This is a genomic window from Pedobacter duraquae (genome assembly GCF_004362245.1).
Classification (GTDB): domain Bacteria; phylum Bacteroidota; class Bacteroidia; order Sphingobacteriales; family Sphingobacteriaceae; genus Pedobacter; species Pedobacter duraquae.
On record NZ_SNWM01000001.1, the window covers coordinates 857,846 to 882,337 of the forward strand.

General features: G+C 40.7%; 24 protein-coding genes. 14 read left to right on the forward strand and 10 right to left on the reverse strand.

All coding sequences use genetic code 11. From position 1 onward, the window contains the following. Positions 1 to 3: 3 nt before the first annotated feature. From CLV32_RS03780 to CLV32_RS03795, 4 genes are all read left to right on the forward strand, one after another. Positions 4 to 1,341, forward strand: coding sequence for a DUF4876 domain-containing protein (locus CLV32_RS03780; RefSeq protein WP_133552527.1), 1,338 nt, complete (start codon positions 4 to 6; stop codon positions 1,339 to 1,341). A 4-nt stretch (positions 1,342 to 1,345) separates the two neighbouring features. Next, positions 1,346 to 2,884, forward strand: coding sequence for a DUF6850 family outer membrane beta-barrel protein (locus CLV32_RS03785; RefSeq protein ID WP_133552529.1), 1,539 nt, complete (start codon positions 1,346 to 1,348; stop codon positions 2,882 to 2,884). Positions 2,885 to 2,888: 4 nt separating this feature from the next. Continuing rightward, positions 2,889 to 4,028 carry a cytochrome-c peroxidase gene (locus tag CLV32_RS03790; RefSeq protein WP_133552531.1) on the forward strand — a complete coding sequence of 380 codons (1,140 nt, stop codon included), beginning with the start codon at positions 2,889 to 2,891 and terminating at the stop codon, positions 4,026 to 4,028. 197 nt (positions 4,029 to 4,225) lie between these two features. Then, a complete protein-coding gene (locus CLV32_RS03795; protein ID WP_133552533.1) occupies positions 4,226 to 6,664 on the forward strand; it encodes a bifunctional YncE family protein/alkaline phosphatase family protein in 2,439 nt (812 codons plus the stop codon). Here the strand turns inward: CLV32_RS03795 and CLV32_RS03800 are convergent. Beyond that, entirely contained in the window at positions 6,661 to 7,593 is a 933-nt protein-coding gene (locus tag CLV32_RS03800) for an EamA family transporter (RefSeq protein WP_166641872.1), read from the reverse strand. The genes CLV32_RS03795 and CLV32_RS03800 overlap by 4 nt on opposite strands. 151 nt (positions 7,594 to 7,744) lie before the next feature. Here CLV32_RS03800 and CLV32_RS03805 point away from each other — a divergent pair, with 151 nt between their 5' ends. From CLV32_RS03805 to CLV32_RS03815, 3 genes are read left to right on the forward strand one after another with little or no spacing between them, the layout of a single operon-like run. After that, positions 7,745 to 8,206, forward strand: a complete 462-nt coding sequence (locus tag CLV32_RS03805) for an Lrp/AsnC family transcriptional regulator (RefSeq protein ID WP_133552537.1) — start codon at positions 7,745 to 7,747, stop codon at positions 8,204 to 8,206. A 45-nt stretch (positions 8,207 to 8,251) separates the two neighbouring features. Then, positions 8,252 to 10,765 (forward strand): tetratricopeptide repeat-containing sensor histidine kinase, encoded by a 2,514-nt coding sequence (locus CLV32_RS03810; protein WP_133552539.1) that lies wholly within the window; start codon positions 8,252 to 8,254, stop codon positions 10,763 to 10,765. A gap of 29 nt (positions 10,766 to 10,794) precedes the next feature. Then, the gene (locus CLV32_RS03815; RefSeq protein WP_133552541.1) at positions 10,795 to 11,721 is read left to right on the forward strand and encodes an AraC family transcriptional regulator; all 927 of its coding nucleotides are present in this window, start codon (positions 10,795 to 10,797) and stop codon (positions 11,719 to 11,721) included. Here the strand turns inward: CLV32_RS03815 and CLV32_RS03820 are convergent. Next, positions 11,716 to 12,180: a MarR family winged helix-turn-helix transcriptional regulator gene (locus CLV32_RS03820; RefSeq protein WP_133552543.1), complete on the reverse strand. Its 465-nt coding sequence runs from the start codon at positions 12,178 to 12,180 to the stop codon at positions 11,716 to 11,718. The two genes, CLV32_RS03815 and CLV32_RS03820, sit on opposite strands and share 6 nt — an antisense overlap. Positions 12,181 to 12,194: 14 nt before the next feature. After that, positions 12,195 to 12,557: a VOC family protein gene (locus CLV32_RS03825; RefSeq protein WP_133552545.1), complete on the reverse strand. Its 363-nt coding sequence runs from the start codon at positions 12,555 to 12,557 to the stop codon at positions 12,195 to 12,197. Between the two features lie 168 nt (positions 12,558 to 12,725). Here CLV32_RS03825 and CLV32_RS03830 point away from each other — a divergent pair, with 168 nt between their 5' ends. After that, positions 12,726 to 13,466: a ThuA domain-containing protein gene (locus CLV32_RS03830; protein WP_133552548.1), complete on the forward strand. Its 741-nt coding sequence runs from the start codon at positions 12,726 to 12,728 to the stop codon at positions 13,464 to 13,466. 18 nt (positions 13,467 to 13,484) lie between these two features. Here CLV32_RS03830 and CLV32_RS03835 read toward each other — a convergent pair whose 3' ends face one another. The 6 genes from CLV32_RS03835 to CLV32_RS03860 all read right to left on the reverse strand — a co-directional run bounded on the left by CLV32_RS03835 (position 13,485) and on the right by CLV32_RS03860 (position 18,274). After that, positions 13,485 to 14,093, reverse strand: coding sequence for a hypothetical protein (locus tag CLV32_RS03835; protein WP_133552550.1), 609 nt, complete (start codon positions 14,091 to 14,093; stop codon positions 13,485 to 13,487). 178 nt (positions 14,094 to 14,271) lie between these two features. Beyond that, complete coding sequence (locus CLV32_RS03840; RefSeq protein ID WP_133552552.1) at positions 14,272 to 14,748, reverse strand: HAD domain-containing protein; 477 nt, start codon at positions 14,746 to 14,748, stop codon at positions 14,272 to 14,274. A gap of 122 nt (positions 14,749 to 14,870) precedes the next feature. Further along, complete coding sequence (locus tag CLV32_RS03845) at positions 14,871 to 15,956, reverse strand: hypothetical protein (protein ID WP_133552554.1); 1,086 nt, start codon at positions 15,954 to 15,956, stop codon at positions 14,871 to 14,873. 32 nt (positions 15,957 to 15,988) lie between these two features. Next, a complete protein-coding gene (locus tag CLV32_RS03850) occupies positions 15,989 to 16,624 on the reverse strand; it encodes a DUF6266 family protein (protein WP_133552556.1) in 636 nt (211 codons plus the stop codon). Between the two features lie 463 nt (positions 16,625 to 17,087). Next, the gene (locus CLV32_RS03855) at positions 17,088 to 17,330 is read right to left on the reverse strand and encodes a helix-turn-helix domain-containing protein (protein WP_133552558.1); all 243 of its coding nucleotides are present in this window, start codon (positions 17,328 to 17,330) and stop codon (positions 17,088 to 17,090) included. A gap of 26 nt (positions 17,331 to 17,356) precedes the next feature. Then, positions 17,357 to 18,274 carry a hypothetical protein gene (locus tag CLV32_RS03860; protein ID WP_133552560.1) on the reverse strand — a complete coding sequence of 306 codons (918 nt, stop codon included), beginning with the start codon at positions 18,272 to 18,274 and terminating at the stop codon, positions 17,357 to 17,359. Between the two features lie 615 nt (positions 18,275 to 18,889). Here CLV32_RS03860 and CLV32_RS03865 point away from each other — a divergent pair. From CLV32_RS03865 to CLV32_RS03890, 6 genes are all read left to right on the forward strand, one after another. Further along, positions 18,890 to 19,534, forward strand: a complete 645-nt coding sequence (locus tag CLV32_RS03865) for a DUF6266 family protein (protein ID WP_133552562.1) — start codon at positions 18,890 to 18,892, stop codon at positions 19,532 to 19,534. 109 nt (positions 19,535 to 19,643) lie between these two features. Continuing rightward, a complete protein-coding gene (locus CLV32_RS03870) occupies positions 19,644 to 20,018 on the forward strand; it encodes a hypothetical protein (protein ID WP_133552564.1) in 375 nt (124 codons plus the stop codon). Then, positions 19,937 to 20,494 (forward strand): peptidoglycan-binding protein, encoded by a 558-nt coding sequence (locus tag CLV32_RS03875; protein ID WP_133552566.1) that lies wholly within the window; start codon positions 19,937 to 19,939, stop codon positions 20,492 to 20,494. Before CLV32_RS03870 ends, CLV32_RS03875 begins: the two co-directional genes overlap by 82 nt. A 37-nt stretch (positions 20,495 to 20,531) precedes the next feature. Next, on the forward strand, positions 20,532 to 20,993 hold the full coding sequence (locus CLV32_RS03880; RefSeq protein ID WP_133552568.1) for a hypothetical protein: 462 nt from the start codon (positions 20,532 to 20,534) through the stop codon (positions 20,991 to 20,993). A 22-nt stretch (positions 20,994 to 21,015) separates the two neighbouring features. Beyond that, positions 21,016 to 22,011, forward strand: a complete 996-nt coding sequence (locus tag CLV32_RS03885) for a Fic family protein (protein WP_133552570.1) — start codon at positions 21,016 to 21,018, stop codon at positions 22,009 to 22,011. Positions 22,012 to 22,085: 74 nt separating this feature from the next. Next, positions 22,086 to 23,135 (forward strand): aldo/keto reductase, encoded by a 1,050-nt coding sequence (locus CLV32_RS03890; RefSeq protein WP_133552572.1) that lies wholly within the window; start codon positions 22,086 to 22,088, stop codon positions 23,133 to 23,135. A gap of 13 nt (positions 23,136 to 23,148) precedes the next feature. Here CLV32_RS03890 and CLV32_RS03895 read toward each other — a convergent pair whose 3' ends face one another. Beyond that, complete coding sequence (locus CLV32_RS03895) at positions 23,149 to 24,480, reverse strand: putative sensor domain DACNV-containing protein (RefSeq protein ID WP_133552574.1); 1,332 nt, start codon at positions 24,478 to 24,480, stop codon at positions 23,149 to 23,151. Positions 24,481 to 24,492: the final 12 nt, after the last annotated feature.

The window sequence follows — 24,492 nt, forward strand, 5'->3', positions numbered from 1 at the left end:
ATTATGAAAAAACAACTACTGTTACTGAGCGCATTTTTGGTGCTTTTTATTGTCTCCTGTAAAAAAGATGTACTAGAAGAAGCTCAGCCGGTTTCGCAATCATTCCAGCTAAGCTTTGCTACAGAAAGTGCAGACCTTGGACTGCCATTTGCCAATACGGAACTTACGCTTACCAATAAGGCCAACGGACTTGTGCTTAAAGCGAAGGCCGACGCTAAAGGTCTAGTAAATTTTAGTAGCGTAACTCCCGGTAACTATAGTATTGTAGCCAGTTTACTCGTTACCGCAGCCGAATACAGCCAGATCTCGGGCGCCTATACCGCAGAAGACGTAAGTTTCAATGCGAGTCTGGAAGCAAACATCGTATCTGGAACCGCAGTTCTGCCACTAACTTTGAAATCAGGCAGATTGGGTAACTGGGTAATCAAACAAATCTATTACGGAGGATCCAGCACAACTCAAGCCGCGCTATTCAGAGACCAGTTCGTAGAATTGTTTAACAATTCTAATGAAGTCCTTTACGCCGACGGACTTTGTATTTCTCAGGTGCACGGTAAAAACACGCGGACGTCGAGTGTAGACATCACAAAACCATACTATCTTCCAAACGGTCAATTTAACTGGCTTAAAGCCATTGGTATGACTGGTACTACTGCCAATACGGATTATGTTTACGGAGTAACGTTATTTAAAATCCCCGGAAGCGGAACTCAATATCCAGTACAACCCGGATCAAGCATCATCATTGCGCAAAACGCACAAAACCATAAATCCGCCTATGTAGGCGCAGATGGCGCAGCTATCTCTGTAAGGGATCCTAGCTTAACGATCGATCTTAGTAAGGCTGACTTTGAAGTCTACTACGGAAATATTGCTGGTGTAAATCCTTTATCATCTGATGTCGATAATCCAACCATTCCCAACGTTAATGTTTTATTAACAGGATATATCAGGGATATGATTTTGAATAACAATGGATATGAGGCGCTTGTCATATACAAACCTGCTACAGATCCATTGGCCTGGCCAAAATTCCCTGACCCTGAAGAAGTAACATTAACCAGCGCCAGTAAATTATATTTACAGATTCCCACATCAGCTATCATTGATGGAGTTGATCTCATGCACACCGTTGCGTCAAGCAGAGCAGCCAAACGTTTACCAGATGCTATTGACGCCGGTTTCACCTTCACCGCAGCTGGGGCATATTCGTCACAGTCTGTAATCCGCAAAACCAGTAAAACGCTTGCCGGTAGAAAAGTACTTAAAGATACCAATAACTCTACGCAAGATTTTGATTACCTGACATTAGCAGACGCAACTAAAACTGTATTTAAATAAATTGATGTTAAAAAGACTGATAATAGTCCTCATTTTAGGATTACCGGTTGCCTGCCTCGCTCAAGCCGAGGCGGCAGCTGATAGTTTGTACAGCTATACGCAAAGCAATAACATTTTACAGTTTATCAGACTTAGTGCTACGCAACTTCAAAGTTCAACCTTGCAGAAAGCTGGCGTTGCGGGTATCTCCTACAGGCAGGCAACCGGTTCCTACAGAGTGGCTCAGGAAGCCCAAAAATCCACTTCGACCAGTTTCAATACAGATGGTTTAAATACTCTTGGACGATTCAAGCTGCACGGATTTTTTAACTTTTCCAGGACTAAGGATGACAGTCTTTCTTTCAATATGAAGGGAATCAAGGATTCTCCACAGCCCCTATATTTTATGGCCAAGAAAGCTTCGAACTACGAGCGCCAGACTTATAACGGTGGCGGGATTATTTCTTATGCATTATTGAAGGACAAAATGTTTCTATCTACCGGAGTGGATTACTTTTACAACTCAAGTGCCGGATCAGTAGATCCAAGAGCAATAGTCTATACCTACCGCATCAAATTCAGTCCCGAGTTAACTTATAAGTTAGGGTCGAATTTTCTCGGCTTAGGATTACTTACTGGTTATGGAGACGAGGACGTGCAAAAAATGAAGTTTAAAAATGAAAACTACGCTGGCCTACCCACGGATGCCTTAAGAATCCCCTATATCAATTATGGATATGGTTTTTATCAGATTTCAACAACTGCTTTTAAACGTAAAAACAAGTTTTCTGGCTTAAACGCAAGTTATGCCGGTATGTTAAAATCCTGGTCTGTAAATGCTAAATTAGCCTATGAAGTTAATGAAGAGTCAAATCAGAACGAACTTGATAAAAATGTAAACAATACCACGATTAGTGTATTCCAACTGGAAACAACGCGTTTTGATTTATTGCTGACCAAACGTGGAACCTTTGGCTCACATCAACTAAAAGTACAATTTGAACAACAATCTGGTAATGACAACCTGAATCAGCAACGCGCAAGGAATTTCACATATGAGAGTCGCAATGGAGTAATCTTCTACAGTTGGCTAAACAACAAGGCCGTTAACCACCAATTTGATTGGTCTGCCGGACTAAATTACCTATACAACAGTAAGCGTGATGCTACGTCAAGTCACCAACTGGTTTACAATACGCTGGAGCCACAATTAGGACACAGCCAGTACTGGCATAACCATGCTAAAGATTTAATTTCCGCAGGACTTCAGTTTTCTGCCAGAATTCCTTTCGATATGCAGCTTAACGTCCCTCCAACTCAGGTGACAGTTTTTTCAAAAGGTGTTGTATTCCCCGATTACCTGTATTGGTCTGCAAAGGCTGCCAGAGCATCTTTCAGGTTTAATTACGTGACAGAGCGTGTGGTAAAAAAATTCAAGACAGGTTTTGGGTTGGAAAGTAGCTACCTGAAGCCCTTGAATACCGTAGCTGATGTTTATAATGCTACATTTGTGCCCAAGCAGGGTTATCTGGATTTAAAATTATCCCTCAACCTATATTTATAGCTTTATGAAAAATGTATTCCTTACACTGTCAGGCGTCATGGCAGTTTTGGTTTTCTTGTCCTTTCGCTCATATGATTTCCATCCAGGTGACGAGTTATCTATCGACTCATTACGTACGGTATATACAAAAAACCCGTTGAACTGGCCTAAAGCTACCATCGATTCTGGCGTCACATTTTCTGAATTGGGTGTATTGCCATCTTCGCCTGTCGACCTAAAAGATCCCCAAACAAGAAATAAAGTCGCGCTCGGAAGAATCTTATTTTTTGATCCCAGGCTTTCTGAATCCAACCAGATCAGTTGCTCAAGTTGTCATGCGCCCGATCTGAACTATACAGACGGCCGTGAAGTTTCCGTAGGCCATGATCATGCCAATACAAGCAGAAATGCACCTTCACTGGAAAATGTATGGTTCTTCAAGAAATTATTCTGGGATGGCAGGGCCGAAAGTCTGGAACAACAGGCAGAAGGGCCTGTGGCATCGGTTACAGAAATGCATCAGGACATGAAACAGCTGCCTAAAAAGTTAAAAAAGATCCAGGGCTACCATCCACTTTTTACTGCTGCATTTGGGGATGATAAAATCGATACCAAAAGAATATTTGAAAGTCTGGCGGTTTTCCAGCGAACAATAGTAAGTCGCAAAACCCCATTTGACCGCTTCCTGGAAGGCAACAAAAAGGCACTCACCGATCAGCAGGTACTAGGTTTACATCTTTTCAGAACCAAAGCCAGGTGTATGAACTGCCATAATGGGCCATTGTTTACCGACAACGAATTCCACAACGCCGGGCTCACCTATTATGGACGGAAATATGAAGATCTGGGCAGATATAACGTCACTAAAAAGATTGAAGATGTGGGTAAATTCAAAACACCAGGACTACGTGATGTGATGCGGACAGCCCCCTGGTTCCACAACGGCCTGTTCGGTAACATGGAAGGTGTGATGAACATGTACAATGCAGGGATGCCAGAGCAAAAACGAAAACCAGAACAACTTAACGATCCGAAGTATCCAGTGAAAGATAAATTACTTAAAGGATTGAATCTGTCTAAAGATGAACGCTCGGCAGTAATCGCATTTCTGGAATCTATCAGTACCGAAGCCTGGAAAGACCGGTCACCGGTGTTGCCGATTTAGCCAGATCAAGAAGCATCTTGAATCAGCAATGGTACAATGGAGGAAGGTCAGTATAATAGCATCTTGCATCAATCCCAATCAACTCAATAAAAATCAAATTGTGTATAAAGAATAAATTCATTGACTTAACTTTATAGTAACACTGAGGTTGTTTTAGGTAAATATAAGACCTTTACTTTTCGCCCTTATTTTATATCATGAAAGCATACCATTTAGTTTTAGGGTTATTATGCAGTGTACAATTTGCTAGTGCCCAATTACCTGGAAAGATTAAACATACGGAACAAATTCTTTTACCTAACGGATGGAAGCTAAGTCCGGCGGGACATTCCATTAATCTTGGCGATTTACCGTTAAATATGCAAATCAGCGCTGCTGGGAAATATGTGGCTATTACGAACAACGGACAAAGTACACAATCTGTTCAGCTGATCAATCCAAAAACTGAAAGAATTATTGCAGAAAAGAACTTAGGTAAATCCTGGTATGGGCTTGCCTTTAGTAAAGACCAGGAGCATTTATATGTTTCGGGAGGAAACGACAACTGGATTTTAAATTTCAACTTAGCCAATTACGACTTAAACACCTGTGATACGATTAAATTAGGACCTGTTTGGCCTAAAGGAAAAATCAGCCCCGCAGGGATAGCCGTAAATAAAGATAACACACGGCTTTACACAGTTACAAAAGAAGACAGCACACTATACATCATCAACCCCTCAGACAAAAAAATCCTTAAAAAACTTCAATTGCCGGCTATCGCCTACAGCTGTGTCCTCGCTCCCGACGGTGAGCAATTATTCATCTCCCTTTGGGGAGGACATACTGTAGCTGTGATCAATCTACTCACCGAATCTCTGGAGCGATTGATTCCTGTGGGCGATCATCCAAACGAATTGTTACTGAATAAAAAGGGAAACTTCCTATTTGTGGCCAATGCCAATGATAACACCGTATCGGTAATTAACACTTTGACCGATAAGGTTGTGGAGACCATTGCAACTACCCTCTATCCCACCCAACTAACCGGCTCTACTACCAATGGATTAGCATTAAGTCAGGATGAAAAAACATTATATATTGCCAATGCAGATAACAATTGTCTTGCGGTTTTTGATGTAACAAAGCCTGGATACAGTGAGAGCCGAGGTTTCATTCCCGTAGGCTGGTATCCTACCAGTGTCAAAGTATTGGGATCGAAAATTCTGGTGACAAATGGAAAGGGAAACACTTCCATGGCTAACCCCCAGGGTCCACAGCCAATATCCCCTGCCGATAATAGTGGTTATCAAATGGGAAGCACCTCGAACAGCAGATTGCAATATATAGCAGGTTTATTTAAGGGCACATTGTCTTTTATTGACACGCCAAAACCAGAACTACAAAAAGTATATACCAAACAGGTATATGCAAATACGCCGTTTACTGGCGATCAATCATCTTTTGCTGCAAGAGACGCTGACAATCCTATTCCAAGCAAACAAGGCGAAAAATCACCTATTAAGCACGTTTTCTACATCATTAAAGAAAATAGAACCTATGATCAAGTACTAGGTGATGTTGAAAAAGGGAATGGTGATCCCTCGCTATGTCTTTTCGGGGAAAAAATAACGCCTAACCAGCACGCCCTGGCACAAGATTATGTGTTGCTGGATAACTTTTATGTTGATGCCGAAGTAAGTGCCGACGGACATAACTGGAGTATGGCTGCGTATGCGACAGATGTTGTAGAAAAAACATGGCCGACGAGTTATGGATCCCGCGGTGGAACAACAAATTTTGAAGGTGGGCGCCCTGTTACCTATCCTAAAGACGGTTTTATATGGGACTATTGCCAGCGAGCAGGTGTTACCTACAGAAGTTATGGTGAATTTGGCGAATATGATAAGGCACATATCAAGTCCCTAAAGGGACATATGTCGCCGCATTCTTCAGGATTTGATATGGATATCACGGACCAGGTACGGGCCGACGCCTGGACACATGATTTTGACTCATTGCTACGTGCTGATGCAGTCCCGCAGTTTAGTACCCTACGGATTTCCAACGACCATACCAGTGGTCAGAAGAAAGGCAAAGTTTCGCCTCAGGCAGCTGTAGCAGATAATGATTTGGCAGTCGGCAGAATTATAGAACATTTGTCGAACTCCCCAATATGGAAAGAATCTGTTGTCTTTATCCTGGAAGACGATGCCCAAAATGGTCCCGATCACGTAGATGCGCATCGTTCCCCGGCTTATGTTATTGGCCCACATGTTAAAAGAAATACTGTTATACACACGATGTATTCAACTTCTGGCTTTCTCAGAACAATGGAATTAATTCTCGGACTGCCCCCAATGAGCCAGTATGATGCCGCTGCCGTTCCACTGTTCGAATGCTTTACCAATAAAACTGATCTTAGGACATTCATTGTTAAGCAGCCACAGATCAACCTTGACAATAGAAATGTAGCAATCAACGAAAGCAGCAGACGTTCGGAGTTATTCGACTTCAGCAAAGAGGACGCAGCACCCGACCTTGATCTAAACGAAGTAATCTGGAAATCGATAAAAGGCGAGCATGCTATCATGCCTGCTCCTAAAAGAAGTGCATTCGTAATTCTGCAAAAAAAGAAAAAGGACGACGACGATTAAATCGCGCTGCCGCAGTCGGTAGTTAATCGGTCCTTCGCTGAACGACCTGGTTGCTGAGGCGATTTCGCTTTACTTATGTTTAAATATGCTATCGACAGCAGGATAACGGATATGCCAAAGACCTGAGCAATAGCAATATCCTCACCAAGGATTAAATGCGCACAAAACACTGCAGCCGGGAGTTCCAATGTTAACAATATCGAACTTAAACCCGGACCGATCTTCGGCATACCTGCATTAAAGCAGATTGGTGGGATCACAGTGCCAAACAAAGCTAACGCAGAACCCCATTTAAATAGTCCCACATCGATATGGGTACTCAGTGCAAGAGATTTAAAATTGACCAGTGCAATAACAAGTGCCGAACCCGTAGTCATCATGGCACCTTTTTCAAAGCTCGGGATGTCCTTATCCAGGTTACTGGTCAGCATTACGAACAGGGTATACAACATGGCCGAGATCAACCCAAGGGCTATCCCGATAGGGGAAAAATTCAGACTTTTGACATCCAATAGGTTTGCAGCAAAAATTGTCCCAAGGAGAATAAGAATTGCTGTGGTTACCGCTACCCTATCCGGCTTTTTTCCAAAAAACAAGGATTCGGCAACAATACTCATCCAGGTCATTTGCATCAGTAATACGATTGCCAATGAAGCTGGTATATACGCTAAAGACAGGTAATAAGTATATGCAGAGATACCCATACAAGCACCAATGGCAAATAACTTCCAATTTGCTTTAATCCGGTATGTCTTGTTGTTAAATTTCTTAAAAAACACCATTGCCCAAAGAATTACAGCACCTAATACCGCCTGTGCGAATGTGATTTCCCCTGCGGTATAACCTTGTGCGTAGGCCAATTTTGCGAATGACGACAATACACCAAAACTAAGTGCTCCTATTGCCACTATTGCTGAATATCTAAACATAGGATTGTGATTTATAGGCGCAAAACTATCCATTACAGTATTCAGTTCACCTATTTATTTCCAAATACGAACATCAGTCAGATTTAAGACTACTACAACGTATTTCATCCGAAAACAAACTTTATAACCTACCTTTGCCGGAAATAATCCGATGGAACAATTAAGTAAGCAGGAAATTGAGTTGCTGAGGATACTGCAACATAACTCTCGATTTGAAATTTCAGAATTAACCGATAAGCTCCATATGTCAAGGACATCGGTATACGATAAAATAAAAAAACTCGAAACAGAGGGCTATATTAAAGGCTACATTGCATTGATTGATCAAAAAATGGTAGGCTTAAATTTTACTGTGATTATCAATGTATCTCTGGAAAGCCAAAGGCTTGAATATGTAGATGAATTTCTGGAACGCATATCTGTTCTTGAGGAGGTTATGGAGGCTTATGTAATCGGTGGCCTTTTTGACCTTGTCTTAAAAGTAATTGTAAAAGATCATGAAGCCTATGCAGATTTTATCGCACAAAAACTGTCTGCAATACCGCATATCAGTAAAATTCAAAGTTCCTTTGTAATGCGCTGCATTAAGCAACAATCTGCCTTACCATTTTAAGCCGTTATTTATGATAATGGCGTTTTAGTATAACGATAACCTATAATGTATAAAATACAGCTCAGTGTTCTGTTGCTACTGATATCCATGGTTTCATATGGGCAGGGAAACAACCGAAATACACTATCCGTACCCAAACCTGCAGAGTTTAAACCTGGCCTGCTCCGGGACAGCCTCTCGCGCTCCCAACAGGATACTGGAAGGGTATGGTTGCTCAATAAACTTGCAGCATCTTATTGGTGGCGGCAATCTGCCGGATCAAAGGATTTAGACAGTGCCCTGTATTATGCCCGTGAGGGTACAGCTTTAAGCCGAAGATTAAGTTATAAACTTGGAGAACAAGAATCTGTATTTATCACCGTAAAGACCCTTTTAGATCTCAACAAGGTCAAAGCTGCAGAAGAATTGACCAATATTGCACGCGGAGAACAGCAGGCAAGATTGAGTCTGGTCTTGGCCGAACACTTTCACAATAGGCCAAATGACAAGAAATCTAATCTTGAAAGGAGCTATGCTTATTTAAGTAAAGCACTGCAAGTAAGCTATGCGATAAAATCCAGCCGATGGGAAATAGAGAGTAAAATAGCCTTGGGTAAGTTTTATTTTAGCAGCGATAACGTTGACAAAGGGATCTCCTACTTCATGGAAGTGATAAAAAGCTGTCAGAAAAACGGAGATCTCAGCGCTGAAGCGCATTGGTGGTCGGATCTTGCTGCATACCTTCCGGCAGGCAGCCGAAAAAATGCAGTTCTGCAACTGAAATATTTAAAAAATGCGTTTCGTATTTATAGAAGCATCAACAACATCGGACAAATGGCTTCCTGTGCTTTAGAAATAAGCTTTACCTTTCATTATGAGCTTTTTGAGATCGACAGCGCCAGATACTATGCACAATCGGCCATTCAGCTGCGAAAAGAGTCTGGAAACAGAAAACTCTACAAGTACTATTGCAACCTATCCAATGTTTATTATGACCAGGGAAACTTTCACCAAGCCCTATCGTACGCCATACTTGCAGTCAACAATCTAGAGGAATTTCCAGACTTTAGATGGAAAAGTGAAATATACATTGGATTGGGAGATATTTATTATAGTCTGGGTGACTATGCAAATAGTCTGAAATATTACAAGGATATCATCAATGTTTTGGCCAATGTTGATGCTGCTGATGGTTATTATATTGCACGTAGAATAATAGATAACATGGTTGCATTGAATAGAATGAAGGATGCAAAGAACTTTTTATCGTCGTTCGAAAAGACCAATTCTACAACTGATCCCCGGTTGTTACAACATCTTTTCGCCGCTAAAGGTGAATATTATGCAAGTGTTGGCAACATGAATGCCGCGGAGCTTTATTATAAAAAAATGATTGGCATGGATCCCGCAGCAATTGCTTATGCCGACTTCAACAGGCGCAACACCATAGCTGGCGCAAAGGCACATTATCTGATGGCCAGATTTTATATCGACAAAAAAGATTACCGTTCAGCAGCATCGCTGTTGAATAAATTCGAGACCCTACCAAATACCACCTCCCTGATTTTAAAGGATGTCGCTTTACTAAGATTCAAAATTGATTCCGCATCTGGAAACTATCATTCTGCAATCCGCAATTACCAAATCTATACTGCGTACAAAGACTCAATGTACAACATTGCCAATACCGGGCGGATTGCCGATATGCAGATCAAGTATGAGACCAACCAAAAGGTCAAGGACATCAAATTGCTGCAGCAAGAATCCCTTATTCAAAAAAGGAAGATCTCCCAATCTACCCAATCAAGGAGATTTGCTTATGCAGCAATAGTCATGTTCGTCATCATCATTGGGATTGGCTACAATAGATACAGGCTGAAGCAAAACAGCTATAAAATGCTGGAGGAAAAACAGCACAAAATCAACGAACAAAATGAATCGCTCAACAGCCTGAACCTGGAACAGGAGAAGCTTATTAAAGAAAAAGAATGGCTGATTAAAGAGATCCATCACAGGGTAAAAAATAACATGCAGATGATGCAGAGCTTACTTAAATCCCAGGGTTATTACAACGGGAATGAAGACGCCAGTCTGGCGATAAAAACCAGTCAGCATCGTCTGCAAGCGATGTCTCTAGTACACCAAAAGTTATATCTGGATGAGAGCACAGATCAAATAGAAATGTCGGGTTATGCACACGAATTAATTGAATATCTTAAAAATAGTTTTGACGTTAAAGGTCAGATCAACTACAATTTACGAGCAGACAATTTTATGTTAGATATTGCCAGAGCCGTTCCTGTTGGACTGATTATTAATGAACTTGTCACCAATGCAATCAAGTATGCATTTCCCGACAATAAGACCGGTACTATAGAAGTAATTTTAACAAAGGTCGAACAATTGATTACGCTTACAATATCAGATAATGGCATCGGAATGCAGTCAGAAGCACTTGATGATCTGAAAGATTCCTTCGGAATCACCCTCATCAAGGGGCTGGTTGCACAATTAGACGGCGAGATCATGTTCAATAGCAGTATTGGAACAAGTGCAACAGTGACTTTTAGTAAAACCTAATGTACATTTGAACAACTCAATTACAGAAAATGGCAACTTTAAATAAGTCGGTGCTACAATCAGATTACACCAGCAGCGTAAACAAAGCGCTGGAGTTCATAGATCAAAATCTCGATACCAATTTGTCTCTGGAAGAAGTTTCAAAAATAGCCTGTTTTTCACCCTTCCATTTTCACAGAATATTTAAGACGATAACCAGTGAAACTTTAAATGCTTACATCAACAGGAAAAGAATTGAAAAGGTAGCAGCTGTCCTGATGCGCAAACCGGAAGTTACCATTACCGAATTATCAATGTCATTTGGATTTACCAGTAACTCATCCCTCACCAGAGCATTCAAAAAATATTATCAGTTAACACCATCCGAGTTTCGTAAACAGAGTGGCAACAGATTTAGCAAGATCAGTAAAATTCAAAGCAAGATTGGACAAGTACACACTACATTTGAGGCATACATTTGCAGCATAGATCACCTTAAAAACTGGATCAAAATGAATGCTAAAATTGAAATCAAAGAGATAGCCGACATGGATTTGGCTTATGTAACTTGCATTGGTGTACATGCCATCACGTCTTCCTATGACACCCTTATGAGGTGGGCTACACCGTTGGAGTTGTTAAACAATGCAGACACAAAAATGGTAACCATTTACCATGACAGCTTTAAAACAACGGCCCCACATCAAGTTCGGATCAGCACCTGTATCACGCTGGCAGAACCTCTAAAAGTGTCTGGCAACATTGGGCTAAGAACAATACAAAAAGGGAAATTTATTGTTGGAAGCTTCTCGATTGGATTGAGTGAATTTGAAAAATCATGGAATGGTCTGTTTGCCTGGATGGCCGAAAACGGCTATAGAAAAGCGGACAGAGATCCCTTTGAGCTCTATCATAATGACTACAGAACACATCCTGAGAAAAAATGTATTGTCGATTATTACATCCCGATTTTATAATACGTCTTTATTCTGGTCGATCAGATTAACCATCATCTTATTTAAAGCAGGCATCTCAAACGTAGGGTTATTGAAGAACTCAAGATCTGCTGCCTCGATAGCCTTTAAAGCTTTTTGGAGTACAGATTCGCCTAATGAGGTAAGTGTAATTACTTTAGCACGTGTATCCACTTTGTGCTCAGACCTGGTTATAAACTGCTTTTCTTCTAATGTGCGAAGCACTTTTGAAACCATCATTCTATCGGCGTTACCCTGGTTGGCAATATCAACCTGGGTAACGGCGTCACTTTCCCTCGAAAGCCAGGCTAAGGCACAGAGCAACACAAATTGAGTCTGTGTTAAATCCAATGGATCCAACACACGCTTCTGTTTTCTTTGCCACAGTATGGTAAGTTGGCCGAGGAGGTAGCCCGGACTGTCTTCAGGGCTGTTGAAATGGAATTCAATTTTTTTAGGCATGTGCTCGTATACGTTTAATTAGGCTGTAAAAAAGTAATATTGTAGCCATCAGGATCCTTCGCCATTAACGCTTTTCCAAACGGCGTATTTTGAATAGGCCCCGGTAAAACTACTTCTTTTTCAATAAGTCTGGCTTGCAGGTCTTCGATATTCTCATCTATGGCAAACCAAAGTGACGCGCCAACGCCAAGTTCTTTACCCTCAATATTACCAATCGGTTTACGGATAGCAAAACTGGCTTCACCTTTATTGAATGTAAAAATACAAGCGTCCGGATTTGAAAATGGTGACAACTCAAATCCCAATTTTGCTGTATAAAATTCTTTGGAAGCCTCCAGGTTTGTGACTTGAAGCGAGGCAAAATCTAACTTTCTCATACTATATCTATTTTGTTGTCGCAAATATAGTATTCGCGACAACAATAAGCTAATTATATTTTATTTTTATAAAAATCGCGCAGTCTGGCGAGTTCTTTCAAACAACAATGATCATTGTCAAAAAAAATCGCTTACTTTATTCAACCAATTATAAACCTGATCCATTGTATGATGAATAGAAATATCGCAGCTTTTATAGGCCTGTTTTTACTCTTAAGCTTTAACAGCATGGCTCAAAAGAAAAAAGTCCTTGTATTTTGTAAAACCGCTGGTTTCCACCATTCTTCTATTGAAGTTGGTAAAGCGGCGATCATGAAACTCGGCCAGGAAAATAAGTTCGACGTTGATACTACGAGCAGCGCAGACCGATTCACTAAAGAAGGCTTGAAACCTTATGCGGCAGTTGTATTCCTGAACACTACAGGAAACGCGCTGGATGATCTGCAACAACAGGCTTTTGAACAATATTTCCGTTCGGGAAAAGGATTTGTTGGTGTCCATGCCGCTACAGATACAGAATACGAGTGGCCTTGGTATGGCAATCTTGTTGGTGCTTATTTTGTTAAGCACCCTGAACAGCAGGAAGCAACGTTAAATGTTGTTAACCGGAAGAGCATTGCGACAAAACATTTGCCTGAGCAATGGAAAAGAAAGGACGAATGGTATAACTTCAACTGGATGACGAAAGAAACTTTATACGTACTGATTGCCATTGACGAGAAAAGTTATAAACCCGGTGTTGGTGCTATGGGAGATAACCATCCAATGAGTTGGTATCATGATTTTGATGGCGGTCGATCATTTTATACGGAGTTAGGTCATACTGAAGCGTCTTACAGCGATCCACTATATCTGAAACATCTTTTAGGCGGCCTTCAGTATGCTTTAGGTACAAAGAAAATGGAATAACTAATCTAAGCTTATTTCCTACAAACCTACTTCTCCAACAATACGAAGTTTATCTTCTAAAATAGCTATAAGGACATCAGTCATAAGGTCTGATATCCGTTTGGGTAATGCCAGATAAACAAAATATTGTAGTTGAATTTCCTTACTTGCACGAATGTTCCGATAATATAGAAGAAGTTCTTTCATGATCAGGACATTGTCTTTTATCCCGGCAAAAACATAACTTTTTTTGATATCCTTCAATGCACCAGAAAAACAATACAACATATTCGTAATCCGCTCTTCGATATAATCATCAATCTCGACCCGAACAGCCTCCTCATCCAGCGATTTGATCTTTTCGTTAATTTGAGTCAATGATTGTATCGGCGTTTCGTTATTTTCATAGTGCAGATGAATACTGTAGCTCTGAATAAAACGCGTAGTGATTACAATGTTTTCTGTAGCCGGTTCCGTTCGAAGTGGAAAGGCAACAAAATTATTTTCATACCAGGCCTTACGCTTACGGTCGTCAGTAATTTCTGTAACTAAATCGACATTATGGATTGTTAACTCCAGCCCCTTATTATATAAAATTTGCTTAATAGATGCGGTGTATTGCTCAAATTCCAGGGAAGATATAATCATTTTGATTTCTTTTAAACGTTAAGGGAGAGACCTGATTAACCTAATTATGATTTGAATTGTTTAATTGTTTTGAAAAAGCACAACACGCGCCGCCAAAAAAAACTCAAAGGTTTAATACCCGTTATGAAATCTCCCCTAAAGTGTATGAAAGAACCAGTACCCCATTTGGCCAACTTCTTTAAAAAACAAAATCAGTAGAATGGCTCATTAGCTTCGCGATAGCGATACTTGCCAACTCATCTGTAAGTCCCACAGATGAGCTTGTTAACACTAAATTCTCTCTTAAATAAACCGGCAGAGCATTAAGCATTTTATCATCATCAATGATCACAAAATCTTCATGGTCAACATGACTTTTAGAAAACCATTGTTCTATTTCTGTTTTACGATCATGATTGGCTTTATTCTGATCTAGTCGCTTTATGGTCTTAACTAATATGCCTCTGTTCTTAAACAGATTTTTCCACTGAGACAAACTGTAGTTCGATTTATGTGACGTAGTTAGAACAACCTGAGCATTGGTTTCAGAAATAATCCTGTTAAGAGCATCCACAGATTTTCTAGTAAAAACAGGAAACCCATCTTCATGAAACTCCGGCTTTTTCCAAGAATTTGCAGGAACCATAACACCGTCTATGTCAAGCAAAATCAGCATAATACAAACAGCATTTAGAATACATCAGACAATAATTTATTTCAAATAAAGTTAAATAATTACACTCTAAAAACCTTATTTATTTTTAGTATACGACTCAATTACATTACACATTGTTTCAATCACTTAAATTCCAAATCTATCTGCTTCAGCATTTTCACTAACATTGCCCTGGTTTGCACCGCCGTGGTATACACAACTTGCCGGTACTTTACACCGAGGCTCAATGCGGACAATGTATTGTCTTTGATTCCTGCAGTTTGAACACGTGCCGCCAAAAAGCTGAAGAGGTCTGTCTTCGTACCAGCTGTCATATATCCGCAGTTAATGTACAGTTTGGTAAGATAGGCCAACACGTTTGCAGAAAAGGATACTTTGATTTTGTAACACCCGATTTCCTGAGTGTGTAGTTTTTGTGGCCCTGAAGATACCGAGGTTTGCCCAAACAGTTGAGCTCTTCTTTCTTCCAGCAATTCAAGAACATAGTCACTTAAAACCTCAAGCGCCCTGTTATCCTGCCCCTGTTTGTTCCTGATCGAAATTAGGAACAGTCGCTTTCGGTAACACTGCAAAATCTGCATCTGAGCCTGCAAACCAGACTCCAATTCAACCTCCCGCTCTACACCTTCGGTATAATAATTGATAAATGCGCTTTCATCATAATTGAGCCCAATCAAATGATCGATCAGCCGCTTATCAAAATCTTCTGATTGCGTTTGTAAGCAAAATTGAATGATTGATTGATGAACCAACAGCCGGTGTTGTAGCTTGTAATACGTTAAACTTTCATGGGGCAAAGAAAGCTTGCCATCGTGAACTAAAATTGCAAGTAACTGCGGGTCCTGAATTTTCAGTTTCAATTTCGAGTAACTTAAATTCGCTGCCTTTTCCAATTTTAGAATCCCATGCTCCCCTATCCATACCGGCACCTGCGAATGCAAATTGTAAAACGCCGGATAGTATTTTTGTAAGTTCTCTAAAAAAATCGCTATCCATGTACATAATAACGTTCGCTCAGCCTTAGTGTAGTCGCCCTCGTAACCAATAAGGTGCAGCTGATCCATCAGTTCGGCACAGGCCAACTGCACATATCGAATAAACCGTTCCGAAAAATCAGCGTTGGAATTGGTTAAAGTTACCTCCCGTACTATTATCAACAACTCATCCATCACGATTTTCATTTTTGTTTCGTCTGGCTGATCTACCATCAGACGATTCGGGAAGTTTATTTGCGCAGCATTCATCTTGACAACCTTCCCACATATAGGCTATTGGAGATTAGTTTCCGGTTATTAGAGGTTAGGCTCACGTAAACTTCCAAGCTCTCTCCAATCAGCCTTGGGTTGATATCAAAAGTACATCGACCCGCAGCGCGCTCAACACCACCAATAAAACCGTCTATTTTCTCCAACCTGGGATTATACAATAATAGCGTAACCTGATCTTCAAAACTTCCCACACATTCTTCAAAAACACTCCAGCTGAGCTCAAGCGTTCCCGCTGTCAGGAATTTAATTTTAGGTTCAAAAAGATTAGGTAAAATGCCTTTACTCATGATCACTTTTGAATAGTCGATTTCGAAGTCTGGATAGCTTCCAATAATTGCCGACTTATAATTGAGCGAGAAAGCAACGTTACATTCAGTACGCCTGATGGCATCATTTCTAAAACCAACTACAATAAATTTCTGAAAAGGCTTGAGGAAGTTTTGCAAAAACTTGAATTTAACCTGCTGTGCAATTTGTTTTTCTGTACGCGGCTTTGTACTTGGGGCTGCTGCTGCACGTACATATTCTACCCCTTTCCATGTTGCGCCTACTATGGGACCAACTTTTCCGCTAATACCTCCAAGGAGACCATTGATTAACTTTGCCATGATGTTATTAATTTAAAACTGTTAGAAATTTGATTTGATTGATTTGAACCGATAAAATACAGTAATAGATACCTATTTTTTTAAGCAATGAAGGAATCAGTTTCCAGACCACCTGGTTCCTGATTTTTTCGGAACTGGTCGAACAAGGTGCGGACCAGGGTGCCATCATGACGCCACGAGCTGAACTCCCGATTTCAGATCCAGTTTCGGTTCGATTTCCTATTTTTTTCGGTATTGTTTTCATGTTCAATATATTTTAGATTTTTATATTTCGTTTAATAGATCAAATATATAACTCGCTGTATATCAAAAACAAATGATGACCGGAACTCGTATTGATATGGCCGGAACTCGTATAAAAATGTCCGCTTAGCAAGCCTTTGTCAAAATTCTTGGTCATTAAAAAACCCGGCTGTTGATGCCGGGTTAATTGATTTGTTCAGATCGGTTCTATCATTGGTTGTTAACTGAGTCGGGCAGAATAAAATCGTTTATGTCCTATGGAAATAGCTGAGATACGTTCTTCCTTATGCCAGCGACGCAATGTACGTTCGCTCACATTAAATCTTTGCATCGCCTGTGGTACATCTAGCCATTCTGGCTCTTCTACCCGTTGCGCCTCACTGGAGGCCAACAGGCTCTTAATGTCCTGGAGGCAGACCAGCAGTTGAGTTAAGATCGAAATTAAGTTCCTTACCACATTCATAGTCCATAGTTTATGCGTCTACATTTTTATTTATCATAAAAGATTTCAATTCCACGATTGTAGCACCATGTTTTGAAAACTTCACTACCCCGGTGAGCTACGGTGATTATCTCTTTATAACAATTCAATTTGATGGAAAATTCCTTCTTGCCTTTGTCATACCACACTTTATCCACCGCTCCACAAAAAATAATGCAGGATCCGCTAATTGCACAATAGGTGTCGGGCAGTTTCTTGATACTCGCTTTGATACTTCGCTCGGGCCAGTCAACAATCTCTCCCTGCCGATTAAAGGGAATCAACCTCTTCCCGACTAAGACTATCAGGCTAAACCTAGGATCTTTTTTAAAATCTGAAAAATCGCAGTCTTTTTTTTTACTTTTCTGAGTTTTCTCACGTTCCTCTTCAATGTTTATTGCGTCTTCCGGGATGGGATACATCTCCGGAACCTCTGGAAACTGGTGATCTGCCTTATCATACCTAACAACAAGTTGCGCCCAGAATAAGAATTCGATCAGCGCATTGCCAAAAAAGATGAAGCCAATCACCACAGGGTAATCGTCCCTGAAATAATCTGCATATACAAACATGTTCTTTCCAACCGCCCAGTAATATAAATCGGCTAAGAATGGCGCAAGAATCAAGGGAATAATAACCCCGACTGAAATGCGATACATCCAATGCTTCTGCTTATTTTCATAAATGGGGTACCTTTTGTGTGAATCCTTTATCGCTAAAAAGATCAGTTCTGTAACGATGAAAGCAATAAGGGTACTGTAAAAAAGTGCCCGGGGATACTGAGGTAACCTAATAACATCCATGGAGATCATGCTACGGTTATGCGTAGTAACAACATGAGCAGGTATAAAAGAAACCATGAGAAGGGTAAACTGAGCTTTGAAATTGGCAGGATCAAAGATTTCCTGAAGAAAAGATTTTTTCATAACAAGTTGGTTTAAGTTATTAGTTGGTAAATTTTATTGAATAAATTTAAAAACAAATAAATTAAACTTCAAATCCAACAACCTCATAAACAACTGACTCACAGTTAATAAACCCCGTTTTTGACAACTACAACGAGCGTTCGGATTTCAAACGTGTAAAATGTTGTTTTTGAGAAAAATTCCGCCGCGTTAAAAAACAGCCTTTAAAGGTCATTAGAGCGTATATTTTACCAATTAGATACTGACAGACAGTGATTTAAGCACAAAATGTTGTTTTTACAGAAATAGTTCGAAAAACGACCAAAAAAACTATCATTTTCTTTATAATCACTTACTTAAGCATTGTATTTTATATATAAATAGGCAACAAAATATTCTAAATAGCTTAATTTATCAAACCATCCGGTCATATATACTGTGCTTTTGAGATTCAAATCAATCTATTTTTCTTTTTTTTATTAAAATGCTTCCGGGTTTCAGTGAGGTTCAAGGCTAATTTCGACGATTTTTGCCGGTGGATACTGTATCCCCTGTACTGCCAGAGGTTTTTAAAATCATGTCTTTTTGTGGAGCAATTGCAAATTCACAGAATATTAAATTTTAAAAACCATTAAAATGGGAATTATCAGAAACGGAATCCTCGGCGGATTCAAAAACAAAGTTGGAAACATTGTTGGATCATCATGGCGTACGCTGGATGTGATCAAAGCTTATCCAAAAAAGAGCAGCAAGCCACCAACCCAGGCGCAGCAGGATCAACAGGCCAAGTTCAAGTTGGTTACAGATGCCATTACGCCATTAGCCAGCGTGATTGATGTCGGCTTTAAAGCGTATAGCAGTGTTCAAACGCCAAGAAATGCGGCCTTCACAGCTAACTTTCAGACAGCGGTTACCGGTGTATCGTCAAACTTCAGTTTTGATTACGAAAAGCTGCAGTTTAGTAAAGGCAGCCTGGAAAATGCCAGGGATGCGCAGATCACTACTGTTACCGGGTCAAAGATCAAGTACAGCTGGGCAGATGTGTTTAATGACGCCAAAGAGCGCCCTACAGACTTGGTTACGCTAGTGGTCTACTGCCCGTCGCTAGATAAATGGGTGAAACTGCAGAATGCTGCACCGCGTTCGGCAAAAACCTTTACCCTGCAAATGCCGGCTGGTATGATGGGCAACCCGGTGATGTGCTATATCTCTTTTGTTTCTACAACAACTAAGAATCTGGCTTCGGGAACCCTGTATATCGGAACGCTTACAGCTATTTAATTAATTAACTAACCACAATCCTCCAGGTCTGGGTAGTATGCATAGGCGGACAGTAATCATCGTGACGCGCTGCAGCACCAGACTGGGAGGCTTGTTAAAATTTAACATCATGAACTTAGTACATCCTTTAAAAAATGAGGCATCGATTAAGCCCGACTTCCTTAAAATCACGGCGCTGGCGGGTTTTTTATTACTGCTCTGGCAGCTCAGCCCTTTATTAATCCGTCATTATGATCAAACGGCAGGCAGCATTGACCCCTCCATCTGGCTCCTGATCTTACTCGGCCTCATGTCCTTTCTGCTTATTACCGGCATCAGCTGGTTTATTTTAAAATGGTTTTGGAATGGCCTGGGTTTACCTGGTCTTTCCTGTATGGTTATACAATTTAGATCCCTTGAGTTATGGCAACAGCTAAGCTTTTTCTGGGCATCCTTTGCCTTGCTGCTATTGGCCGGGGCAATGTGCCTCATCGCCATCTGCTAACATCAACCGCAGATCAGATTATCAGTGTCGCCGAAAGTCAGTTAGGCGTTCGCGAAGCAACGGGAAACAATGATGGCAAGCAGGTTGAGGCTTATCTGCAATACGTTGGTTTCAAAAAGGGAGCTGCATGGTGCGCTGCTTTTGTTTCCTGGGTATTCAACGAAGCCGGCTACAATCAGCCCAAAACGGCCTGGTCGCCATACCTCTTCCCTACCCGCTTGCGGGTTAAGGAAGTTGTTCCCGGACTGGTGCTTGGCATCTATTTTCCAGAATTGAAAAGGATTGCACATTGCGGGATCGTTACGGGGATCCGGAGCGACTGGGTTTCCAGTATCGAAGGCAACACAAACCTTGCTGGCAGCAGGGCAGGCGATGGTGTTTACCGCAGACTTAGACATATCAAAACCATTAGCAGATTTGCAGAATGGCGAATTAGCAAAGTAAGAAAGGAGGTTAATCATGTTAAGATCCAGTAAGTTTTCGCTATGCATCCTCCTGTGCCTAGGTTGTAATATGTTCAAGAAAACAAGTTCGGAAAACGCAACAAGCAGTTCTCGATCCAGTTCAAATACTTCGATCAACGAACAGCAGGTGCTTAAAAAGGAATCGACAAATCAACTGGTATACTTGAGTAGGGACAGTTCAGATTCTGAAACCAGAACTATCATTTGGCCGAGGGGTGTTTTTAAGCTTTCGCCGGATAGCGGGTTTATTGGTGAGGCAGATCGTGTTGAACAAGCTTTTAAAGGAAAACGCAGTGCGGAAGTGTTGAAGAAACAGCTCACACAGCTAGCAGTGGATTCTGTGTCAAAGAAGAACATTGCAAAAAAGGAGTCTGCAACCCATAGCCAAGAATCAAAGCAATCAGCCAGCATTCCTAAGGCATCAGGTTTACTGAGAGCGCTTGTGCTCGCCGTGGGGGCAATGCTATTGATTTATCTTTTATACAGGAAATTTCGGCGTAGGAACTTGTGAAATAAAATAAATGCAGCTAACTTTGATAGTATCATATGATACTATCATTATGCGTTATGTAAAGCCTCCATACACTATCAACAGCGAAATAATTTCCCTATTGTTAAGGATTTCCGAAAAAATTGGCGAACTAAATGCAATCCAGTTAAATAGGCCTCCGGCTGAACTTAGAAAAACTAATCGTATAAAGACTATACAATCCTCGTTGGCAATTGAGGGTAACACGTTGACGGAAGAGCAAATTACAGCCCTACTCAACAATAAAAGAATACTCGCTCCTAAAAAAGATATTTTGGAAGTGAAAAATGCAATTAAGGTATATGAAATGCTTAATCAATTTAAGCCGCTCAAACTTAGATCTCTTTTAGATGCGCACAAAATCCTAATGAGCGATTTAATTCCAAATGCCGGTAAATTTAGAACAGGAAACGTAGGCATTGTTAAGGGCTCAAAAATTACCCATGTAGCACCACAGGGAAATATGGTAACTGGCTTACTCAACAATTTGCTGGACTATATTAAGTATGATCAGGATCATATATTAATAAAAAGCTGCGTATTTCACTATGAATTTGAATACATACACCCATTTAATGACGGAAATGGCCGGATGGGTAGGCTATGGCAGAATTTGCTACTCATGCAACAATACCTTGTCTTTGAATACCTTCCAGTAGAAAGTATAATTAAAGCGGAACAGGTTAATTACTATGAGGCATTAAACAAATCTGACAGCGTGGGACATTGTACACCTTTTATAACATTTATGCTCGAGACGATTCTTCAATCGCTAAATTCTTTATATCATTTACCGAATCTTTCTTTGCAGGTAGAAGACCGGGTTTCTATTTTTAAAGAAATCGTTGGTCAAAAATCTTTTACTCGCAAAGATTATCTTCAACACTTTAAAATAATATCTTCGGCAACAGCTAGCCGCGACCTAAAGTCTGCAACCGCAAAAGGGATTCTAAAAAGAAATGGAGAAAAACGACTTAGCACTTACATGTACAATCCATAAATATCATTTTAGATGGTTTTCTGTCGTAGTAAAAGTTAATTCAGTTGATTAAATTTACCAATCAAATAGATAAAATGGAATACAGACAATTAGGTGCATCGGGTTTGCAAGTCCCCGTGTTGAGTTTCGGTACAGCTACATTTGGTGGTGGAAACGACTTCTTCAAGGGCTGGGGCAGCACGCAGGTAGAAGAAGCGAAGAATTTGATCGACATCTGTCTTAATGCCGGTGTCAATCTTTTTGACACGGCTGATATTTATTCAGACGGACTGGCCGAAGAAGTTTTAGGAAAAGCCATTTCAGGCCACAATAGAGACAAGTTATTACTTTCCACAAAAAGCACATTTACTTTTGGTGAAGGCCCCAACAATCAGGGTTCCTCACGCTTTCATATTTTAAAGCAAATAGAAGGTAGCTTAAAGCGACTTGGAACAGACTATATTGACATTTATCACATGCACGGTTTTGATGGCAATACGCCAGTTGAAGAAACTTTGCGGGTTCTTGACGACCTTGTAGAAAGTGGTAAAGTACGGTACATAGCTGCTTCGAATTTTTCTGGCTGGCATTTGATGAAGTCGCTGGGGATCTCAGAAAAATACGGATGGAATAAATACGTGGCGCATCAAGTATATTATTCGCTTGCCAACCGCGAATACGAATGGGAACTGATGCCGCTTGCTCTTGATCAGCATGTTGGTGCAATTATCTGGTCTCCGCTTGCTGCCGGAAGATTAGGGGGTAAATATGGGCGTAATAAGCCGATCCCTAGTGATGGAAGGGTTGCCAAAGGAAGCAGTCCGGTGCCCGAAATGGCTATTAAGGAAGAAGTATTTTACAATACTGTAGATGTTTTGCATGAGTTAGCAGAAGAAACCGGTAAAAATGTTGCACAGGTAGCACTCAACTGGTTAGTACAGAGACCTACTGTTTCGAGTATCATTATCGGTGCAAGAACAGAAGCGCAATTACAGGAAAATCTCGGTGCCGTAGGCTGGAACCTGAGTATTGAACAAGTTAAGAAACTGGACGAGGCTAGTATAGTACCTCCTATTTATCCGTACTGGCATCAGTGGCAGAACAAATCGCTGAACCCAACTCCAGATTTTTACGGTAAGGGTTAATCAGTAAGCGCACTTATTCACCAATTTTCCTCCTGGATCTATTGTTGCTGAGAAATTGCTGGGTTTTTATATTTTCCCACATGATCAGTTTATCTTCAACTTTAGAGAAAACGCGGATATCTCCGTCCTGAGAAATTACCAGCCCAAGGGCTGTAGGGTGATTCCAGCAATAGGCAATCATCGATCGATGTCTGGTTCCATAATGTTTTGGATCGTGTGGCGTAAGTGACTTCGCAGTGGCTGTCGCAGTTGAAGATAAATGGATCTTTCTAGGCATTTTTTTAGCACGCAAAACGGCTCCGAATCCATTTGTAACCAGTCGTCGATCAAATAAAACTACCCCATCAACACAGGTTTGTGAAGCTATAAAGCTGATCGCCCCTTTAATCTCATCTGCAGTACCTGTTTTAATATAATATGAGCCTAATTCCTTCAAGTAAAGGCTTCTGCTCACCGCTTTTTTACCTGCTTTCATATCTGAAACAATAGTCCTGTCTGACACGAAATTGTCGATTGAAGCCTTAGCATGTGAAACCATGGCTAGCGTTAACCGGTCGTAGTGAATCCTATATTTGACATCGAGGTCTGCGCTATCGTCGGCAATCAGAATTGCGCCACCATGGTGGTAGTTTTGTATTTTTAAAAGTAAACGGGAAAAAGTCTGGATCCATAGATTATCCAGGAAATCTTCCCAATCAGCATAGGTTTCATCAGGGTGTGCCTCTTCGATATATTGGCGGAGGGTTGACTTCAAAAACTCTGCATTTTTCCGCAGGATCTTTGAAATGGGTCCAATAGTTAGAACGTCCAGGTAGCGTTTTACCAGCACATTCTGTTTTAAAGTTGCCAAAAGTTCATAATCAAAAAGAACTTCCAGCGTACCAATGTCGTTAATGGATACCTGAAAAAGGCCAGGCTGTTCCGAATTGGTATCAGACTCGTAATTCAGGAAATTCTGATAGTGCATAGCCTGATCAATCATCCCCCAGACATACAAATTCCCTTTTTCATCATGATAGGCAGCGAGGGAAGAACTTGAAGGATCTGCTGCTTTAGATAATTTTGCCAGCGATTTAGTGTTCATGGGAATGGGCTTCTCAAACCTGACAAAGCTCCATCGCTCGGAAACAATTTTTTTGGGAGGGTTGGGATCCGGATTTTCAGGGTCTATAATCGTAACGGTAACTCTGATCAGGTCACTCTCCTCTTTACACATACTGGTATAAAAAAGACAGGTAAAAAGATCTTCCAAAACACTTAACTGCGGCGTTGGCAGGTTTCCCTTAGTCAACTTTAGTTTTTTCTGAACAAGAATTGCGAGATCCTGCGGTTTTGAGTGCTCCATTTATCCTGATGT

What these genes read in the sequence shown, in the direction of transcription:
- CLV32_RS03780 (WP_133552527.1), top strand. Translation starts at nt 4, where the DNA reads ATGAAAAAACAACTACTGTTACTGAGCGCATTTTTGGTGCTTTTTATT.
- CLV32_RS03785 (WP_133552529.1), top strand. Translation starts at nt 1,346, where the DNA reads ATGTTAAAAAGACTGATAATAGTCCTCATTTTAGGATTACCGGTTGCC.
- CLV32_RS03790 (WP_133552531.1), top strand. Translation starts at nt 2,889, where the DNA reads ATGAAAAATGTATTCCTTACACTGTCAGGCGTCATGGCAGTTTTGGTT.
- CLV32_RS03795 (WP_133552533.1), top strand. Translation starts at nt 4,226, where the DNA reads ATGAAAGCATACCATTTAGTTTTAGGGTTATTATGCAGTGTACAATTT.
- CLV32_RS03800 (WP_166641872.1), bottom strand. Translation starts at nt 7,593, where the DNA reads ATGTTTAGATATTCAGCAATAGTGGCAATAGGAGCACTTAGTTTTGGT.
- CLV32_RS03805 (WP_133552537.1), top strand. Translation starts at nt 7,745, where the DNA reads ATGGAACAATTAAGTAAGCAGGAAATTGAGTTGCTGAGGATACTGCAA.
- CLV32_RS03810 (WP_133552539.1), top strand. Translation starts at nt 8,252, where the DNA reads ATGTATAAAATACAGCTCAGTGTTCTGTTGCTACTGATATCCATGGTT.
- CLV32_RS03815 (WP_133552541.1), top strand. Translation starts at nt 10,795, where the DNA reads ATGGCAACTTTAAATAAGTCGGTGCTACAATCAGATTACACCAGCAGC.
- CLV32_RS03820 (WP_133552543.1), bottom strand. Translation starts at nt 12,180, where the DNA reads ATGCCTAAAAAAATTGAATTCCATTTCAACAGCCCTGAAGACAGTCCG.
- CLV32_RS03825 (WP_133552545.1), bottom strand. Translation starts at nt 12,557, where the DNA reads ATGAGAAAGTTAGATTTTGCCTCGCTTCAAGTCACAAACCTGGAGGCT.
- CLV32_RS03830 (WP_133552548.1), top strand. Translation starts at nt 12,726, where the DNA reads ATGATGAATAGAAATATCGCAGCTTTTATAGGCCTGTTTTTACTCTTA.
- CLV32_RS03835 (WP_133552550.1), bottom strand. Translation starts at nt 14,093, where the DNA reads ATGATTATATCTTCCCTGGAATTTGAGCAATACACCGCATCTATTAAG.
- CLV32_RS03840 (WP_133552552.1), bottom strand. Translation starts at nt 14,748, where the DNA reads ATGCTGATTTTGCTTGACATAGACGGTGTTATGGTTCCTGCAAATTCT.
- CLV32_RS03845 (WP_133552554.1), bottom strand. Translation starts at nt 15,956, where the DNA reads ATGGTAGATCAGCCAGACGAAACAAAAATGAAAATCGTGATGGATGAG.
- CLV32_RS03850 (WP_133552556.1), bottom strand. Translation starts at nt 16,624, where the DNA reads ATGGCAAAGTTAATCAATGGTCTCCTTGGAGGTATTAGCGGAAAAGTT.
- CLV32_RS03855 (WP_133552558.1), bottom strand. Translation starts at nt 17,330, where the DNA reads ATGAATGTGGTAAGGAACTTAATTTCGATCTTAACTCAACTGCTGGTC.
- CLV32_RS03860 (WP_133552560.1), bottom strand. Translation starts at nt 18,274, where the DNA reads ATGAAAAAATCTTTTCTTCAGGAAATCTTTGATCCTGCCAATTTCAAA.
- CLV32_RS03865 (WP_133552562.1), top strand. Translation starts at nt 18,890, where the DNA reads ATGGGAATTATCAGAAACGGAATCCTCGGCGGATTCAAAAACAAAGTT.
- CLV32_RS03870 (WP_133552564.1), top strand. Translation starts at nt 19,644, where the DNA reads ATGAACTTAGTACATCCTTTAAAAAATGAGGCATCGATTAAGCCCGAC.
- CLV32_RS03875 (WP_133552566.1), top strand. Translation starts at nt 19,937, where the DNA reads ATGGCAACAGCTAAGCTTTTTCTGGGCATCCTTTGCCTTGCTGCTATT.
- CLV32_RS03880 (WP_133552568.1), top strand. Translation starts at nt 20,532, where the DNA reads ATGTTCAAGAAAACAAGTTCGGAAAACGCAACAAGCAGTTCTCGATCC.
- CLV32_RS03890 (WP_133552572.1), top strand. Translation starts at nt 22,086, where the DNA reads ATGGAATACAGACAATTAGGTGCATCGGGTTTGCAAGTCCCCGTGTTG.
- CLV32_RS03895 (WP_133552574.1), bottom strand. Translation starts at nt 24,480, where the DNA reads ATGGAGCACTCAAAACCGCAGGATCTCGCAATTCTTGTTCAGAAAAAA.